The organism is Paenibacillus sp. Root444D2 (assembly GCF_001426375.1).
In the GTDB taxonomy this organism is placed as follows: Bacteria; Bacillota; Bacilli; order Paenibacillales; family NBRC-103111; genus Paenibacillus_E.
In genome coordinates this window covers 176,698-193,511 of record NZ_LMEO01000053.1, presented here as the reverse complement: position 1 = coordinate 193,511, position 16,814 = coordinate 176,698, and the positions used below count along the sequence as shown (strand labels likewise).

General features: G+C 45.1%; 18 protein-coding genes and 1 riboswitch. Of the genes, 14 read left to right on the top strand and 4 right to left on the bottom strand.

Translation table 11 applies throughout. The features are described 5' to 3' along the window. Positions 1-158 precede the first annotated feature (158 nt). The 3 genes from ASD40_RS35910 (at position 159) to ASD40_RS35900 (ending at position 2,729) form a co-directional block, all read left to right on the top strand. Positions 159-755: a hypothetical protein gene (locus ASD40_RS35910; RefSeq protein ID WP_057307925.1), complete on the top strand. Its 597-nt coding sequence runs from the start codon at positions 159-161 to the stop codon at positions 753-755. Positions 756-821: 66 nt separating this feature from the next. Next, positions 822-982: riboswitch (cyclic di-AMP (ydaO/yuaA leader) on the top strand. 2 nt (positions 983-984) lie between these two features. After that, on the top strand, positions 985-1,887 hold the full coding sequence (locus ASD40_RS35905; protein WP_063870900.1) for a C40 family peptidase: 903 nt from the start codon (positions 985-987) through the stop codon (positions 1,885-1,887). Between the two features lie 182 nt (positions 1,888-2,069). Further along, entirely contained in the window at positions 2,070-2,729 is a 660-nt protein-coding gene (locus ASD40_RS35900; RefSeq protein WP_057307923.1) for a hypothetical protein, read from the top strand. Here ASD40_RS35900 and ASD40_RS35895 read toward each other — a convergent pair. Both ASD40_RS35895 and ASD40_RS35890 read right to left on the bottom strand, forming a co-directional pair. Continuing rightward, the gene (locus ASD40_RS35895; protein WP_057307922.1) at positions 2,726-4,180 is read right to left on the bottom strand and encodes a stalk domain-containing protein; all 1,455 of its coding nucleotides are present in this window, start codon (positions 4,178-4,180) and stop codon (positions 2,726-2,728) included. The two genes, ASD40_RS35900 and ASD40_RS35895, sit on opposite strands and share 4 nt — an antisense overlap. A gap of 23 nt (positions 4,181-4,203) precedes the next feature. Continuing rightward, the gene (locus tag ASD40_RS35890; RefSeq protein ID WP_057307920.1) at positions 4,204-5,373 is read right to left on the bottom strand and encodes a glycosyltransferase; all 1,170 of its coding nucleotides are present in this window, start codon (positions 5,371-5,373) and stop codon (positions 4,204-4,206) included. Between the two features lie 135 nt (positions 5,374-5,508). Between ASD40_RS35890 and yyaC the strand changes: the two genes are divergently transcribed. The 7 genes from yyaC (at position 5,509) to ASD40_RS37690 (ending at position 10,761) form a co-directional block, all read left to right on the top strand. After that, the gene (yyaC, locus tag ASD40_RS35885; protein WP_057307918.1) at positions 5,509-6,042 is read left to right on the top strand and encodes a spore protease YyaC; all 534 of its coding nucleotides are present in this window, start codon (positions 5,509-5,511) and stop codon (positions 6,040-6,042) included. A gap of 33 nt (positions 6,043-6,075) precedes the next feature. Next, on the top strand, positions 6,076-7,875 hold the full coding sequence (locus tag ASD40_RS35880; protein ID WP_235549509.1) for an ABC transporter ATP-binding protein: 1,800 nt from the start codon (positions 6,076-6,078) through the stop codon (positions 7,873-7,875). 546 nt (positions 7,876-8,421) lie between these two features. Continuing rightward, positions 8,422-8,721, top strand: a complete 300-nt coding sequence (locus ASD40_RS35875; protein WP_057307916.1) for a hypothetical protein — start codon at positions 8,422-8,424, stop codon at positions 8,719-8,721. Positions 8,722-8,813: 92 nt separating this feature from the next. Next, positions 8,814-9,122: a hypothetical protein gene (locus ASD40_RS35870; RefSeq protein ID WP_057307914.1), complete on the top strand. Its 309-nt coding sequence runs from the start codon at positions 8,814-8,816 to the stop codon at positions 9,120-9,122. Between the two features lie 323 nt (positions 9,123-9,445). Further along, the gene (csaA, locus tag ASD40_RS35865) at positions 9,446-9,775 is read left to right on the top strand and encodes a chaperone CsaA (RefSeq protein WP_057307912.1); all 330 of its coding nucleotides are present in this window, start codon (positions 9,446-9,448) and stop codon (positions 9,773-9,775) included. 166 nt (positions 9,776-9,941) lie between these two features. Then, positions 9,942-10,451 (top strand): hypothetical protein, encoded by a 510-nt coding sequence (locus ASD40_RS35860; protein WP_057307910.1) that lies wholly within the window; start codon positions 9,942-9,944, stop codon positions 10,449-10,451. A gap of 160 nt (positions 10,452-10,611) precedes the next feature. After that, positions 10,612-10,761 carry a hypothetical protein gene (locus ASD40_RS37690; protein WP_156390292.1) on the top strand — a complete coding sequence of 50 codons (150 nt, stop codon included), beginning with the start codon at positions 10,612-10,614 and terminating at the stop codon, positions 10,759-10,761. A gap of 169 nt (positions 10,762-10,930) precedes the next feature. On the opposite strand, the gene ASD40_RS35855 is transcribed toward ASD40_RS37690, so the two are convergent. After that, positions 10,931-11,773 (bottom strand): TrmB family transcriptional regulator, encoded by an 843-nt coding sequence (locus ASD40_RS35855; RefSeq protein ID WP_057307909.1) that lies wholly within the window; start codon positions 11,771-11,773, stop codon positions 10,931-10,933. Positions 11,774-11,941: 168 nt separating this feature from the next. Between ASD40_RS35855 and ASD40_RS35850 the strand changes: the two genes are divergently transcribed. Further along, positions 11,942-12,853 carry a DMT family transporter gene (locus ASD40_RS35850; protein WP_057307907.1) on the top strand — a complete coding sequence of 304 codons (912 nt, stop codon included), beginning with the start codon at positions 11,942-11,944 and terminating at the stop codon, positions 12,851-12,853. A 77-nt stretch (positions 12,854-12,930) separates the two neighbouring features. Here the strand turns inward: ASD40_RS35850 and ASD40_RS35845 are convergent, their stop codons facing one another. After that, positions 12,931-13,476 (bottom strand): TetR/AcrR family transcriptional regulator, encoded by a 546-nt coding sequence (locus ASD40_RS35845; RefSeq protein ID WP_057307906.1) that lies wholly within the window; start codon positions 13,474-13,476, stop codon positions 12,931-12,933. Between the two features lie 129 nt (positions 13,477-13,605). On the opposite strand from ASD40_RS35845, the gene ASD40_RS35840 reads away from it, so the two are divergent. The 3 genes from ASD40_RS35840 to ASD40_RS35830 all read left to right on the top strand — a co-directional run bounded on the left by ASD40_RS35840 (position 13,606) and on the right by ASD40_RS35830 (position 16,751). Beyond that, positions 13,606-13,869: a carboxymuconolactone decarboxylase family protein gene (locus ASD40_RS35840; RefSeq protein ID WP_082562676.1), complete on the top strand. Its 264-nt coding sequence runs from the start codon at positions 13,606-13,608 to the stop codon at positions 13,867-13,869. 53 nt (positions 13,870-13,922) lie between these two features. Then, positions 13,923-14,903: an aldo/keto reductase gene (locus ASD40_RS35835; protein ID WP_057307903.1), complete on the top strand. Its 981-nt coding sequence runs from the start codon at positions 13,923-13,925 to the stop codon at positions 14,901-14,903. 348 nt (positions 14,904-15,251) lie between these two features. Continuing rightward, complete coding sequence (locus tag ASD40_RS35830; RefSeq protein WP_057307902.1) at positions 15,252-16,751, top strand: malate:quinone oxidoreductase; 1,500 nt, start codon at positions 15,252-15,254, stop codon at positions 16,749-16,751. Positions 16,752-16,814 lie beyond the last annotated feature (63 nt).

Below are 16,814 nucleotides of genomic sequence, written 5' to 3'. Positions count from 1 at the left end.
TCAAAACTAACTATATTAGTTAATATACTAATTAAATTAGCATACAGAAAGGGATGGTGCTCGACATGTCATTTATTGTATTTATGCTCTTATTTACAGTGTTATGTGGATGGCTGGAAAGTCTTGTTCTCAGTCGCTCGAAAAGGGAGGGAATGTAAATGTTTGCTGGACATTTTGGGCTTGCTGCAGCAGTGAAAGCAAGAACACCGGAGGTGCCGATCTGGGCGCTCATGCTTAGTACTCAGCTGCTTGATGTTGTATTCGTCCCTTTATATCTTTCTGGTGTTGAAACGATCGATACAAGCATCGGTACGGGATATGGGGAAGGGATTATTCATGCTGACTATACACACTCATTAGTTGGGGCGCTGCTCATTGCTATCTTATCAGGACTATTGGCTTGGAAGTTGTGGGGCAAAAGAGGAGGCGCAGCTATAGGAGGGCTTACCTTCAGTCACTGGATACTTGATCTTCTCGTTCATCGTACAGATATGCCATTCTTACCGGGGAATGCTGGAGGACTTCCATTAGTAGGATTTAGTCTGTGGCAGTGGCCGTGGGTGAGCGCTGCTCTTGAGATTATTCTCGTGGTTGCAGGTTCTATCCTTTACTTCCACACACTTCGTAATACCGCTAAACTGTCAAAACAAATGACAACAGACGGAAACTTAATTTGGCGTACACGTCTTGCGGGAGGTGTCATGGCCGTTCTATTGATTGCCTCGTTTATTTCAGATTTTGCCTTGCATTTATAACTCTATGGAAACTATTACCACTATGCAAAAGTTGAAAGTAATAGTTCAACTATGCTAGTCTAAAATAGACAAAAAATGCCGAATCTCGGAGCAGCAAAAGCTCCGGTACGGGGGACTTCTTTAATTTGGGGTGAATGAATGCTCGGCTGTTTTACTAAACTGAGCACGCTAGGGAAACCTCTTCCCGAACCCGTCAACTAACCTCGGAGGCTTCAAGGAGGCAAGGTTTTTGAAATTTTTCACAAAAAGCTTTATTTGCTCATGCGCACTTGTTGGTGCGGCAGTATCCATTTTGTCCGCTCCCTCGGTTCAAGCAGCATCAGGTTCATCTTCATCCACTGTAAAAGTCCAGGTCAATGATGAGTTGGTTCAGTTCCCAGAAGTACAGCCATTTATTGACAACGCAGGAACGCTGCAAGTTCCTTTGCGAGTACTGTCTGAGAAATTGGGTTATCAAGTAGGCTGGGCGAAGCAAGAAAGCGAAATAGTGGTCACGTTGAAGAGCAAGCAGCAGACGATTCAACTTACAACCGACGAGAAGCAAGCGATCGTTAACAGTAAGAAGATTAGTCTGGAAAGCAGTCCGACGCTTTATCAAGGTAATACGTATGTACCCTTGCGTTTCATTACTGAAACATTCGGTTCTCCGATTGAGTGGAATGAAGCGAATCGTATCGCGATTGTGAATGTCGATGGCAAGTCGCACAAGCCAGCCTGGATTGCACCGCCACCAGCACCAGCTCCAGCTCCAAAGGTAGCAGCGGTAGCTATACCTTCCATGTCTGATCAAATCGTGCAAACAGCAAATACGTTCATGGGCACGCCATACGTTTGGGGAGGCACAACACCCAGAGGGTTTGATTGTTCCGGATTTGTGCGCTACTTGTACGAAGCTAAAGGCATTGATCTACCCAGAACTTCGGTTCAAATGTACGATCAAGCCGGAACTAGGGTTACAGACTTGAAGGTTGGAGATCTTGTGTTTTTTGCAGCAGGCAGTGTAAATCATGTTGGTATTTATCTGGGGAATGATCAATTCATTTCAGCGACAACGTCTAGAGGTGTAACGATAGATAGTCTCGCCAGTTCATACTGGGGATCCAGATATGTGGGAGCCAAAAGAGTTCTGTAAGTAAGCCATGTGGTGAAAAAGGATTAAATCATCGGGCATTTGTTTTCTATGAATCTTTCGAATGAAAGCATAGAAGGCAAATGTTCTTTTTTTACGCGAAATATTGCGATTTTTATCGAAATTTTATGGTTTTTAGCCTATAATGAAGAAATGTTTGGAAGAAAGCAGGTGACACGAACGGCATGCAATTAAGTGTCTGGAAAAGTTGGTTTTATAAAAAAAGACATTCGAATAAAGCAAATAGCATGTATATCGTGGAAAAAGGTCCTGCCATACCAGAAGAGATTCGGGGAGTCATTGATCGATTTTTTCTTACGTATAATCATTTCAAAGGGGCAAGAAGCCTACAAACGGATACGTTTATAAAAGAAGTTTTTTACGCAACGAAACAGGATCCGAAGGATCAAAGGACAATTGAAGAGATGGAAGCCTATATTCAGCAGAAAAATGTGCATCGCTTGCGATTGAAATCCTTTGTTGTGGATGAGTATCTTCGTATTGGCGAGAAGGTTTGCATGATTGGTGTGACGAGGGAATTCAGTAATAATCAGAGAAATCGCGTGCTTTATTTTCTAACAAAAGAGGATCAGTCTTGGCGCTTTCATCATATCGCAAGGTCTCACCATGGGACTGTTCTAGATAAGTTTCAAGTGAATGAGCAAACAGGGTTCGTGGTTGGAAATGAAAAAGCCGCTCTCCTCTTTCTGACACACTCCGGGTCTGCCGATGCATCCACCTATATTTTGGGTGATTATGTGCATGTGGAAGGTTATTTGGAAGTGGAGCCGGAGGTGAGCAGCCAACTGTATTACCGTATCGTACGAATGAATCGTGTGCACTAAAAGCGAAGTGAAACTCGGTAAAGTCGTGGATCCCATTGGACCTGTCCGCCTAAGGATTCAATAATGGCTCGTAAAGGCATATAAATATGACCATCTAGTATAGTAGGTGCTTCAGGGAGTATGACTGATTGCCCATTCACAGTCATCACGGAATGATCCGGCCGAAGCTCAAGATTAGTAGAACCATGATGAACAGTTAATGTACGGGTTGTCCCATTCCATTCAAATTTGGCACCGATTCTTTCTAGAATGCCCCGAAAGGGTACCATACTTGTTTCTTGCAATAAATACCCACGGAACTCATGTACGAATTGTCCATTTACTTCTAATTGGATTTGCGGATGATCTAGACGTTCCACGACAAGTGCATTGCTCAGCGACCGACCCGGAGTTCGCAGCATGGAGCCGTTCGCATACAGAGATGAACTTGCACCTCCGTCCATATTCATTGCATCCGTTAAACCTAGCTTTAGAAGAACTTGCGCCATATCCGCCATCGTAGCTGCGGAGAGCGTCCCCATGACGAACTGATGGGAAGCGTCTAGCCCAATGAAACTGCGTACGTTCGCACTCGTTGTGATTTTGGGATCAGTAAAGCCATCCCGTTCGAAGTCCAAATCAACAGCGCCATTGGTAAGCAGATGCGGTCCGGCTCCAATAGCAGCATCAACCGCTGTAAGTATTGAGCTTTCTACGGTATCTTGATTATGGAGAGATGAAGACAGCTTCACCGTGTCGCCAATATGGATATTAGGCAGCACATAGGTCTTATTGTTGGCACTATTTCCAAGTAGAAATACCTGCCCATCTTCGGGAATATCGACACTCTGCGGCGTAACGGCAGTAACTTTGCCCTCGCGGAGGACAACTTTGGTTGAGTTAGGAAAATCGATCGTCGGTCCAAAAGCGCGCGTGTACCAGACGACTTGATCATTGGCGGAATCAACGTAATATTTGTTCACACCCCAAGCAGTGAATGTGTAGGCTTTGCTCTGATGAGTAACGCTTATTTGGTGCTCCGTTTGGATTCGCCCAAAGCTGGCTGTTTTGTCGGCATGAAGGAGAAAGGCAGGATTAATGCCGGAATGCATGATTTCGCCGGAGCCAATCAGCAAACCATTCGGATAGCGCTGGGTGTCATCCTTTTCATAGGCGTCAAAAAAAGTCCCATTGATCCCTGCAATCGCATGGTTCCTTGTTAACATGGAGGAGAAGGACTCATCATGACCGATGCCGGCTTCAGCAGTCACAGGCTTAACGCGCAAGTAGGGATCGGTGAGATCCGCTGTGACCCATTGTACAGTAAACGACTTGCCATTATGAGCAATCGTTCGGCTTTGTGTTTGAACGGTACCTTGTGCAGAAGTAGATGCTGGGAAGATAACGGCTGCTGAGAGCAGACAGCTGAGCATCACGGTGTAAGTAAGAGTGCGGAAACGCGCATGAGGCATGGCAGCTATCTTCCTTTCTGAATTTACTTCTTTTTTAATTCGCGCAGGGAGTAGAACGTTCCTCTCCAATTGATGCCACCTTGTTTCCATGTTAGCCAAACGGAGCGCACGATCGTATAAAGGAGCAGGGAAGCGCTGATAGGGAGCAGGAAAGCTTCATCCCCGCGTTTGCTCATGAGGCGGAACATTAGCTTGCGGTATAGCCATATTTGTAAAATGACAGCGACAGCATAGGCGGCACCTCTCCAGTCCCAAAGGAAGATCAGACCGAGCCAAGGACAAATAAAAAAGATAAGCTGTCCTAGACAAGCGAGTAAAGCAATAGTGTAGCTGTAGCGAAAACCGGAGAAAAGGTTTTTCTCCAGACCGATGATCGCTTCTTTGAGGGAGCGGTACCATTCGACTTGAAGGATATGCTTGCCGGACAGAACCTTCTGCCTAAATCCAGCTCGTTTGAGGGAGATGCCTAATTGAAGGTCATCATCAGGTCTAAGGGCGATCGCTTTGTGCGTGCCAATGGCTTCATAAGCACTGCGGCTGACCATGTTAAAGGCACCTATTCCGATGCCCGGTTCACGGGCGCTATCAAGGTTGGCACGCCACGGGCGAACGAATAAGGAAAAAGAGAAGAGGAAGAAATGAACGAAACCTCTGAGCAGCGTGCTTCGCGCAATCATGTTAGGGGTCAGCGTGAGATGCTGTACGTCATGTTCCTTCATATAAGTAACGCTATCTGAAATCGTTCCTGGTGCAAAGATGATATCCGCATCTGTAAAAAGTAAGTACTGGCCTCTTGCTTGCTGATACCCTTGGTAGAGAGCATGGTTTTTGCCAAGCCAGCCTTCAGGCAGTGAGGTGATGTGAATGATTTGCAGTGGTGTGTGAATATCTGTTTTGCGCTGTGACCACTTCCGCAGCTCTTCAAGTCGGACGCCTGTAGCGTCCTGAGAACGGTCATTGACGGCAATGATCTCGAGGCGCGGATAATTTTGCGTGAGAAGGTGACGGACGGTTTCTAGGATGGTACTCTCTTCTTCTTTGGCGGCGATAATGACCGAAACGAGTGGAGGCTTGTCCGGGAGTTTCGTGGATTTGGGCAGTGTATGCAGTAAATGTATGCCTTTATGCACATCGAATGTGATATAAAGCCAGTAGAGGAGGGTCAGGATCGCGATAATTCCTAGGGTGGACATGGTGTGCCTCCTTAAAGTTTTGCTAGCAAAACTTGCATCGTAAGCATAATCTTGAAAGAATAGAAGTTGACCGCATTATATCATTCATCAGGAGTGAGGGGAAATTTTGCTGGATGCGTGTTAAGGGAGGATCTGATGGGGGAAGAACGGATTGAACCGCGGGAGCAGTATTGGAAAAAGATGAATGGCGAACAGTTGGCCATCTTTCTCAAGGCGATTGGGAAAAAGTCGGCGATGAAGCCGGATTCGTTGGCTTTTGTATGTATAGGAACAGATCGATCGACAGGTGATTCATTGGGCCCGCTTGTAGGGAGCAGGCTTGTGGAACTGGGGTATCCGCATGTGATAGGAACACTTGAAGCGCCTTGTGATGCTAGTAACTTAGCAGTGCGTTTGCAGGAAATTCCACTTGGTTGTGTGGTGATAGCGATTGATGCATGTTTGGGACAAAAGCTGTCTGTGGGCATGTATCAGGTGTCTAATCAGCCTTTGGCTCCAGGGAAGTCAGTAGGGAAGGTGCTGCCTCAGGTTGGGGATTATACGATTGCGGCTATCGTCAATGCAGACGGGCCTAGACAGTATAGTGTACTACAAACAACATCGCTGTACAGCGTGTTGAAGATGGCAGATGAAGTGACGAAGGCGATCGAGCATGCTTTTCCTATTTAGAAGGCAGCTTAGGGTAGAACGGAGAGATGAGTAGTGGGACCAGGTGGTATGGGGCGGCTTTCCGATAGGAATCGGCCTAAAGCGAAGTTAAAGGATGTTTCGGTAAAAAGGATTTTGCGGTTGTTTAAGGGGTATTGGGGACAATTATTGGCCATTATTGGATTGGCGCTGTTTGCAGCCTTGATTGGTTTAATCCCGCCTCTTGTTATGAAAGAAATTATTGATACAGCGATTCCACAGGGCAATATGAAACTTCTGGCAGGGATGGCACTGTTAATGATATTTCTTCCTGTCGTAAGCGGTATGCTTGGGGTATGGCAAAATCATCTTAATACCAAAGTAACCCAAGGGGTTATTCGTGATTTAGGACAGTCCTTGTTTCATAATTTGCAGCGGCAATCGATGGCTTTCTTTACGGAGGCTCGGTCGGGGGAAATTGTTCAGCGGATCACAGGGGACGTTCAGGCTGTTCAAAGTGTTGTGACCTCATTGGTTGTGTCATCAATCACCCAGATTGTCATTGTTGTTTCGACGATTGGTATTTTGTTTGCCCTTGACTGGAAACTAGCCATTATTTCTGTGCTTATTCTCCCGCTGTTTGTGCTGCCTGTGAAAAAAGTATCGAGGTTAAGGAAATCGCTGCGCACGGAAACGCAGAAAGTGCGTTCGGATATTACTTCTCAGCTTACTGAGAACTTCGGGATTTCCGGTGCTTTGTTGACACGTATTTTCGGCAGGGAGAAGCATCAGGAAATCGAGTTTACGGCTATGAACCAGAAGGTGATGGATTTGGAGCTGCGGCTCAATCTGGTCGGTCGTTGGTTCGGGATGGCAACGAGCACGCTGGGGCCGTTAGGCACAGCGATTATTTATATGTACGGCGGCTACTCCGTCATATCCGGCAGCATGACGCTGGGCTCGATCGTCGCCTTCGCGGCGTATCTTGGCCGGTTGTACATGCCTGTAGGTATGCTGCTGAACCTACATGTCGAGGTGGCTACTGCGCTGGGTGTATTCCAGCGTATCTTCGAGTACCAGGACATGGTGCCGGATGTCATGGACTCAGTTGGGGCTGCGCCGCTTACGCAGGTCGCGGGTCGGGTAGCTTATAAGCAGGTTTCCTTCGCTTATAAGCCAGGGCAGTACGCGCTGCGCGATGTCACGTTCGAGGCGCAACCGGGTGAGATGGTCGCGCTTGTCGGGCCAAGCGGTGCGGGGAAATCGACGCTGATCGGCATGATCGCGCGGCTGTATGACTCGACGTCGGGTGTCGTCGAGGTCGATGGCGTGAACGTCCGCGACGTTCAGCTGGCTTCGCTGCGCGAGCAGATCGCGTACGTAACGCAGGAATCGTTTCTGTTCCACGCGACGATTGGCGACAACCTGCGCTTCGCGCGGGAGGACGCTACGCGTGAGGAGATGGAGGCCGCGTGTCGGCAGGCCTACATCCACGACTTTATCGTGTCGCTTCCCGAAGGGTACGACACGATGGTGGGAGAGCGCGGCCACCGGCTCTCCGGCGGCGAGCGCCAGCGGATCGCGATAGCTCGCGCGATCCTGAAGCGCCCGCGCATCCTCATCCTCGATGAGGCGACGTCGCACTTGGACTCGGAGTCCGAGTCCTATGTGCAGGCGGCGCTCGAGGAGCTGATGCAAGGGCGCACGACGCTCGTGATCGCGCACCGGCTCTCCACGGTGCTGGCCGCCGATCACATTCTGGTGATCGAAGCGGGCAGCGTCGTGGAGCGGGGCACGCACAGCGAGCTGCTTGCACTGGATGGGCTGTATGCGCGGCTGTACAGCACGCAGTTCGCTCATGCTGCTGAGGTGTAGTTGTTCACACGACCACGGCGGTTAATAATTCATGCTAAGGGGCTGTCCCAAGAATAGATAAATATTCGAGAGGGGCTAGCCTTTTCTTCATGGATAGGCATCCATTTTCCATAGGTAGGTTTCACTTAGAGGAACGTATATTCGCTATTTACGTGAAATTAGCTCTAATTCAAGCTAACGCGGATCGTAGAGACGCTATTCCTTTGTTTTTTGCCTCGAATAGCACAAATTTCACCGAATAACGCTCTCACGTTCCGCAAATTCAAATTTTTAGCGCATTTAATCCAAAATAGCGGATTGTCTTTCCGCTGGCATTATTTTAGAGTCTCGAAGGGTGCCTATTCATATTCTGTTCCATGGGAAGAAACAACTCAAAGAATAACGGCTCGACGTCAGGGGAATAAGATTAACAAAGGTCACGGCTTATCGAAGTAAAAGGAGTTTCATTTGATGAACGACAAAAAGGAAGCTATAGTTCGAATATCTTGACAAACCATTCTGTAACTAATAGTATTACAGTATAAAAATGAATAGGGGACGTTAAACATGAAATGTAAAATTAATCGAAATGCAGCTAAGGTTTTAAAAGATATGTTGAGTAGTGAAGAAGCTGAGGGGAAGATGATTCGTGTATTTATTACGCTGAATCATGGAGAGCACGCGCATTATGATGTGAAGCTTGATACACCTACTGAGCATGATGAAATCGTAGAAACAGACAAAGACATTAAAATTTTACTAGATAAACGGGAAAACCTCTTAGATGGGGTTTGGGTTCAATATTTTCATGTGCCGGAAGAAGGGTTTTTCATAACGAACCCTTCAACAGGATTTCTTGAAAAATAAGGGAATGGTTAGTAAAATTCTCAGATAGTTGAGACCGCCCATGTTTCTACACATGGGTTATTTTTATATTGAACGATCATGGAGGAATTTCAATGAGTCAACGCTATCGAATCACAAGAGAATTTCAGGAAAAGGACAATTCTGCGAAAACCATATCTTTGGAAGAGTGCAAGCTGTATTTTACGTCCAAACCTGACTTTTCCTATACATCCGTGTTTACGGTAACAGGCTCTACCAGCATGTCTATTGAGGGGGATTTCTTCATGTGGAGCTATGGCGATACCAAAATCCCATTCCGGCATTATCAGGGAGATATTTACGTATCTGGCACCAATGAAGCCGTGATCCCTAAGATGATTGAGGTTGCGAGCGAATTGGGAGCGGATGTGCTGGAAGGATAACTGTTGAAAACAAAAAAAGCACAATGGACCAGGAGCATATAGCTCCTAATCCATTGTGCTTTTTTGCTTCACACTGTTCCATTTCTTTAATGCAATGCTGGTTGTGGAAACATTAATTTACTGACAAGTTTGCCAACGAACAAGGATTCTCACAATGTTGCAGCAATTGTGCTTTCCGACTTGGAATAATATAGTATTATTGAATGATGGCAAGCAGATTGAACAGAGACAGTAAGCATGCAGGATTTGTTATGCAACAACTTCGGGTCCTACTGAACACATATAAAAAGATTTAATTTACGTAAAAAATGGAGGCAGCAATCGTGGTTACAATTGAGGATTTTATGAAATTAGATATCCGTGTCGGTACTGTAATTAAAGCAGAGCCTTTTCCGGAAGCTCGAAAACCTGCAATAAAATTAGAAATCGATTTTGGTGAGATGGGTATTAAACGCTCCTCTGCTCAGATTACACAAAGATACGAATCCGAACAACTTATTGGACGTCAAGTAGTCGCCGTAATGAATTTTCCTGTTAGACGCATCGCAGGGTTTAAATCTGAGGTGTTGGTCATCGGCGGTGTTCCAGCAGAAGGTGATGTGGTTCTCATAAAACCGGATGAACCTGTTAAAAACGGTACACCAATAGCTTGAGATGAGTTATTGGCAAACATTGTTTGCCCATTTTATGTAAAGAAGCTGCCCTCAAGTTCACTCCCTACATTTACCAATGCCTTTTAGCGAACAATCCGTCTTGTTCTAGAGTCAAATAAAATAAACACCTAAATTACGTAAACATATAGAACTGAAGGAGAACTTTATGAAAAAAGGTTTGAGATCGCTAATTCACTGGCACTCGTTTATGGATCAACTTGAGACTTATACGGCAGCTACATTGTTGAAATTGAAAAAATGTTTGAACCCGATAACGAACAAAATTGGTTTTGGTATTTACTTTTATAAGGATATCACCATAAATTTAAATCGTTTGAACAAAGATATGCTCGCAATAGTCGCCGATTTTGTTACACTTTCGCATTTCGACAAGCGTACATTTCCTAGCTTTGTATCGGTTGCCGATGGGATATACGCGACGATGTTTACGAAAGTGCCTAACCATATTATTAAAAGGATTACTACTTTGGTCACTGCGTTACCAGGTTATAAAGCACTGCAATCTGCATCCCGTTCTTACGGGTACAAATGTGAGCTTCACTACAACCAGGGAAAAGTATTTTTTGGCTCGTTACAAATTCATTTTAAGAAAATCCAAAACGAACTCTCCTCTCATAGTTACGCAGCCATTCCATTGCTAGGAAAGACAGATTAAGAAATGCGACAACTGTTATAGAACAAGTGAAATAAATAGGGCTTGGTTTTTCTACCGCAACCTCGACATGAATCCGCGGTGGGAAGGTCGGCGATGTTGCGGGGCGGATACTAACCTCCGATGCGATTCAATCGCATAATACTTTTGGGGAACCGGAAATGTGAAGACGTCCGAATTCAAAATGTTGGTCTTCCAAAGCTGCGAGGCTTATCAATTCGGCACAACCCGCCGTTGGTGCGGCTGTCTGATGGCTGTAAAAGCTAAGCTGGCCGCAGCCCGCTGTCCGGCACTGCAAGGGAGCAGATGGTAAAGAAAATGATAGTTTATAAAAAATAAAACTTTATTGGCCTGCGAATCTGAATTTACTAGGAAGCGGTAGCCTAGGACTGTATTATCACAGTCCTTAGCTGACGCTGTTTTTTAACTATATGGCAAAAAGCCCCGCGAGGGGCTTTCCTTTTTTAACTCAGACTTTGAAGTTAATTTCCAAAGCCTAGCCTCATCGCCATGTTGTAGCCAGCCGGCCCGAAGTTATACCTTTTTCGCAGATCGATTAGATTGGGTCCGAATGTCTGTTCTAGCATTTCACGGTGCGCTTGCATAATCTCATAGATGTATAGGTCATGAATGATGACCTCGGTGATCGGCATGACGAGACCAGGGTGCATGGTCCAAGCGGCGCGGCTGTCCGTTCCAAGAGAAACGATACCGGCCACCACTTCGCGGTCGTCTATGCTAGCCACGATCCAACGGCCGCCGTATTCCCATGTAATCTCTTCACTCGAATCATGTGGGTACACTTGCGCAAAATCGAACTGTAGTTCTCCATAGACGACAATCAGAATCTCAACGCCTCGTTCCGCAGCCCTCCGCAGTTCCGGTTCCAATAGCTTGGCTTCTTCTGTCCAGATTTCTAGCAGAACACGCCCAGTCGCCCGATTAATCGCTTCCGCCGCCCGGCTCAAAATGGCTTCAAACCCGGTGATGTTCCAAATGTTTTCCCGATTTAAGGATACATAAGAGTAGTTGGCAAGCGCTGTTTCAGCAGCTTTAAATGAGGAGTCGATTTTGCTTTTTTTCAGCCGGATCAGCTCTTGCGGCGGCAATGGCGTGTACAACGAAGGATCCTCGAGACTGACCATGACTTCGCCGCGCTCCACCATTCCGCTTAGCACTTCATAAATTTTAGAACGCGGTACACCCGAGTTCAAAGAAATTGCATACCCCGATAATGGAGATTTATCAAGTAGCGCCAGGTACGCTTTGGCTTCATATTCGGTAAAATTCAAATCCTGCAACATCTGAATGATTTCTAATTTCATTTTTTAACCTCCTGCCCTCCGCATCGTACAAAGTCCGGTTTTTTTCATTTATCCGATTTACTCCATTATTACACTTGACAGACGATAGTGCCAATGGTGTACCATTTATATAGTTGCTACAAAAGTAGCTACTACATTCAATTACTTGGAATTCCTTGGAGGTACAGCATGGATGCATCAAATGAAATTCAAAAAGTACGAATAGCAAAAGCCCAAAAAAGCAGCAGCCTTTACTTAATCGCCGTCATTATTGCCATTTTGCTATGGAGCACCTCGTTTGTTGGGACTAAGATTGCATACCTTTCCTTTCCGCCTCTCACATTGGGGGCAGCACGCTTTGTAATTGCTTCGGTCATTTTAGGAGCGATTATGCTGTCTCGAAAAGAATTTATAAGGCCTGCACCGAAGGATATGGGATTGATGGCGCTGAGCGGAATATTGGGAACGACTCTTTACTTTGCTCTGGAGAATATCGGGCTTGAGCTGACAACGGCATCCAGCGCCGCGCTGATCGTCGCTTCTTACCCGGCCATAACAGCGCTGCTTGAGTTTATTTTTTTTCGCATAAAGATTTCCTGGGTGAAGGGGGTTGGGATTGTGATGGCCGTTCTCGGAGTGTATCAGATTTCGGGCGGCAGTTCGGGGGAGAGTTCAGGACAGCTGACGGGTAACCTAATTCTAATTCTGGCGGGCGTTGTGTTTGCAGCTTATAACTTTACAACACGCAAAGTTGTCAAAAACTATTCCATGGTAACCGTTTCGTTTTACCAGACGATTGCAGGGACGGTTGCATTCATTCCGCTTGCACTGATAGAGCGGTCAAGATGGCAGGTGCCTAGCGCAGAGTCTCTCTGGGTGCTGCTCTATCTTGGGGTTTTCTGCTCTGTAACAGCTTTTATGCTTTATAATTATGGACTGCGCAACCTCAGCTCTGGAACTGCAATGGCGCTGATGAACCTCGTTCCTCCTTTTGGCGTGTTATTCTCAACCGTATTCCTACATGAAGTCTTGCATATATTTGATTTGATCGGTGGAATGGTTATTATTGTTGGGGTTATTCTGAGTGTGAGGGAAAAGTGAACTAGTTATTGAGTATTCCACGGAAAAAGAAACGAAAAAAGCTCAAGTACCAATACGGTGCTTGAGCTACATACTGATTACACATTTCTATCTAACAATGTCCCCAGTTGTTCTGCCAAAACTTGATGGGTGACAGGCTTTCCATTAGTAAACCACCATTCCACTACCCCTACATAAGCAGATGCAACAAACCTAACTAGAAGATCTTCATTTAACCTCTCGTTCTTACCTTTGGTCACATCGACCTCATTCGTTAATTCTTCGATAAGTAAGTCAAGAAATCGACCACGAAAATAAGGGGCACCTTTACTCGCTAACATCATTGAGAAGAATGAATAATTACGCTCAAAGTATTCGGTCCACATCAGAGTCGCTTCGATAAAATCCAATTCGGATGCCGTTCTGCACATTTCCCTTAGAACGTTTATATGTTCTTCAATGAGTTTATCCAGCAGATCAAATTTATCCAAATAATGAAGATAGATGGTCCCGCGGCTCACATTCGCCCTGTCGGAAAGATCCTGTATCGTAATGTCATCAAAATTTTTCTCTGACATTAGTTCAATAACAGCTTTTTTTAACGCTTCCTGCGTTTTGAGTATCCTTCGATCCACTTTAGCCAACTGGCGGTCACCAAGCTTTCGTAAATAATTAACAATTATTAAGCAGCTGTTCATTTCTTAACAAATCACGTTCATTTAACAATTGCAGATGTTCTATATTTGCTTATAATTATAGACACGTGTCCATTAATGTATCAAGAATTATTATTGACTTATTGTGTTTGGGAACGCAAGGAACTGTCTCAGCGAGACCGCAGCCTGATTACCGTAGCGAGTCTGATCACCGGAGGAAATACGGAGCAACTGACTTTTCATTTGAATAAAGCGAAAGAAAATGGGATTTCAGAAGAAGAACTCAAAGAAGTGATTATTCATCTCGCTTTTTACGCCGGATGGCCGAAATCGATGTCTGCTATGATGGTTGCCAAAAAAGTGTTTTCAGAAGGGCAATAAAGAGTGCCGGGTGAGGCTTCTTATATGATAAGAAAAAAGGAGTGCACATACGAATGGAATATGTAAAACTTGGAAATACAGGCTTGGATGTATCCCGTATTTGTCTTGGCTGTATGGGCTTTGGTGAAGCAGGGCGGTGGATCCATCAGTGGGTACTTGATGAGGAACGCAGTCGTCCAATCATTAAAAAAGCTTTGGAGATGGGTATCAACTTTTTTGATACGGCGAACGTATATTCCGACGGGACAAGCGAGGAAATTGTTGGGCGGGCTCTAAAGGATTATGCTAACCGAGATGAAATTGTGCTCGCAACGAAGGTACATGGGCGCATGCATGAAGGTCCAAACGGTGCCGGACTTTCCCGAAAGTCAATCATGAGTGAAATTGATAAGAGTCTTAAGAGACTGGGAACAGATTATGTGGATCTGTACCAAATTCACCGCTGGGATTACAGTACGCCCATCGAAGAGACGATGGAAGCCTTGCATGATGTGGTGAAGGCAGGGAAGGCAAGATACATTGGTGCTTCAGCCATGTACGCATGGCAGTTTCTGAAGGCCTTACATGTAGCTGAGAAAAATGGATGGACCCGATTCGTATCGATGCAGAATCATTTGAACCTCATATACCGTGAAGAGGAAAGGGAGATGCTGCCGCTTTGTAGGGCTGAAAAAATCGGTGTGATTCCATATAGCCCGCTTGCAGGAGGAAGATTGACGCGTGATATGCAGGAAACAACACATCGTTCCGAAACCGATCAAATTGCAAAAGCGAAATACGATGCGACTGCAAGTACCGATCGATTGGTCGTGGAGCGGGTTGCGGCAATCGCAGAAAAACATGGCGTTCCCCGCGTTCAAATCGCACTTGCCTGGTTGCTGCAGAAAGAACCGGTAACAGCTCCAATTATCGGTGCGACAAAAGTCTCTCATCTCGAAGATGCGGTAGCTGCTCTCTCAATTAAATTAACAACTGAAGAAGTCGCATCGCTGGAAGAACCGTATGTCCCTCACCCAATCATTGGTTTTCAGTAACCTGGCTATGGGTCTGTATATGGGATTCATGAAGGGGAAATATCATTAATTGAAGATTAGTTGAGTGGCGCCCGCGAGATGATGCAAGTTGTGTTGAGCTAACCAAAACCTTAATCCATGCAAAAGCTGGGTTAAGGTCTTGGTTTTTTTGTGTTCATTGGGCCTTGTGGACGGATTTCTCACTTTTCACCAGCTTTTAAATAGCTTATAATTATCAGATAATACTATGATATGGTTATAATTGAAACAGAAAAGGTGTGTGACTAGTTCGCGCCTTGGTTTGGTATGACGCCTAAGCAGGAGCGCCTACATCCTTTCTGCAAATTTTAGGGTATAAGGATGGTAAAAATGAGCAACGGAGAAACTAAAACAGATGTCATCTTAATTGGTGCCGGAATCATGAGTGCGACTTTAGGGACACTTCTGAAAGAATTAGTACCGGAATGGGAAATTACAGTGTTTGAGAAGCTCGAAAATGCAGGAGAGGAAAGCACTAACGAATGGAATAATGCAGGAACAGGGCATGCGGCACTGTGCGAGCTTAACTACACTGTCGAAAAACCAGATGGATCTATAGATATTAGCAAAGCTATCCAAATTAATGAACAGTTTCAGCTTTCCATGCAGTTTTGGTCTTATCTTGTAAACAGCAAGCTGATAAGTAATCCGCATGACTTTATCATGCCATTGCCTCATATGAGTATGGTACAAGGGAAAGATAATGTAACGTTTTTAAAGAAACGTTTTGTGTCGATGTCAAATAATCCTCTGTTTCAAGGGATGGAATTTTCCGATGACCCTGCAAAATTAATGGAATGGATTCCGCTTATTATACAAAATCGTCCATCGAGTGAATCTATAGCGGCAACAAAAATCGACTCTGGAACAGATGTCAACTTTGGTGCTTTAACACGCATTTTGTTTGACCACTTAAAGCGTAAAAACGTCGATATCAAATACAAACATAGCGTTGATAATATGAAACGTACTAGCGACGGCTCGTGGGAGTTGAAAGTACGAAACGACAGCGGCAACGTCGAACGGCACACTGCAAAATTCGTCTTTATCGGAGGCGGGGGAGGAAGCCTGCATTTACTGCAAAAATCCGGTATTCCTGAAGGAAAACATATTGGAGGATTCCCGGTAAGCGGAATATTTATGGTATGTAATAATCCGGATGTTATAGCGCAGCATCACGCAAAAGTATACGGCAAAGCAAAAGTTGGAGCTCCTCCAATGTCTGTTCCGCATCTTGACACAAGATTTATCGACAATAAAAAATCGTTGCTATTTGGACCGTTTGCGGGCTTCTCACCAAAGTTTTTAAAAACCGGTTCCATGTTTGATTTGGTAACTTCCGTAAAACCGAATAATCTCGTAACCATGTTGTCGGCAGGCGCAAAAAACATGTCATTGACAAAATACCTGATCGAGCAAGTCATGTTATCGAAAGAAAAGCGCATGGAAGAGTTACGAGAGTTTATCCCGAACGCCAAAAGCGAAGATTGGGATTCAGTAGCAGCTGGCCAACGTGTACAAGTTATCAAAGATACTGAAGCTGGCGGCAAAGGTACGCTTCAATTTGGTACGGAAGTTATTAGTGCCGCTGATGGCTCGATTGCAGCATTACTAGGTGCTTCCCCAGGTGCTTCTACGGCTGTTCACGTTATGCTTGAGGTAATTAAAAAATGCTTCCCGCAACATGTGAAAGAGTGGGAACCGAAAATTAAAGAAATGATTCCTTCTTATGGCGTGTCTCTAATGGAAAATCCAGAGCTTCTGCACAAAATTCATACTTCAACAACAGAGACGCTTGGTTTAAACCAGAAAGAGTTGGTCTCTAGTTAATTCTTTGGATGTAGAAACAGCATAAAAAGCGCGATGTCACTTTAGCATCGCGCTTTTTAAATT

Bases quoted from the DNA above. Each gene is read 5' to 3' on its own strand.
- ASD40_RS35890 (WP_057307920.1), bottom strand. From the start codon at position 5,373: ATGTCCACCCTAGGAATTATCGCGATCCTGACCCTCCTCTACTGGCTT.
- ASD40_RS35830 (WP_057307902.1), top strand. From the start codon at position 15,252: ATGAGCAACGGAGAAACTAAAACAGATGTCATCTTAATTGGTGCCGGA.
- ASD40_RS35895 (WP_057307922.1), bottom strand. From the start codon at position 4,180: ATGCCTCATGCGCGTTTCCGCACTCTTACTTACACCGTGATGCTCAGC.
- ASD40_RS35840 (WP_082562676.1), top strand. From the start codon at position 13,606: ATGTATCAAGAATTATTATTGACTTATTGTGTTTGGGAACGCAAGGAA.
- ASD40_RS35835 (WP_057307903.1), top strand. From the start codon at position 13,923: ATGGAATATGTAAAACTTGGAAATACAGGCTTGGATGTATCCCGTATT.
- ASD40_RS35875 (WP_057307916.1), top strand. From the start codon at position 8,422: ATGAAATGTAAAATTAATCGAAATGCAGCTAAGGTTTTAAAAGATATG.
- ASD40_RS35910 (WP_057307925.1), top strand. From the start codon at position 159: ATGTTTGCTGGACATTTTGGGCTTGCTGCAGCAGTGAAAGCAAGAACA.
- ASD40_RS35860 (WP_057307910.1), top strand. From the start codon at position 9,942: ATGAAAAAAGGTTTGAGATCGCTAATTCACTGGCACTCGTTTATGGAT.
- ASD40_RS35855 (WP_057307909.1), bottom strand. From the start codon at position 11,773: ATGAAATTAGAAATCATTCAGATGTTGCAGGATTTGAATTTTACCGAA.
- ASD40_RS35870 (WP_057307914.1), top strand. From the start codon at position 8,814: ATGAGTCAACGCTATCGAATCACAAGAGAATTTCAGGAAAAGGACAAT.
- ASD40_RS35900 (WP_057307923.1), top strand. From the start codon at position 2,070: ATGCAATTAAGTGTCTGGAAAAGTTGGTTTTATAAAAAAAGACATTCG.
- ASD40_RS35850 (WP_057307907.1), top strand. From the start codon at position 11,942: ATGGATGCATCAAATGAAATTCAAAAAGTACGAATAGCAAAAGCCCAA.
- yyaC (WP_057307918.1), top strand. From the start codon at position 5,509: ATGGGGGAAGAACGGATTGAACCGCGGGAGCAGTATTGGAAAAAGATG.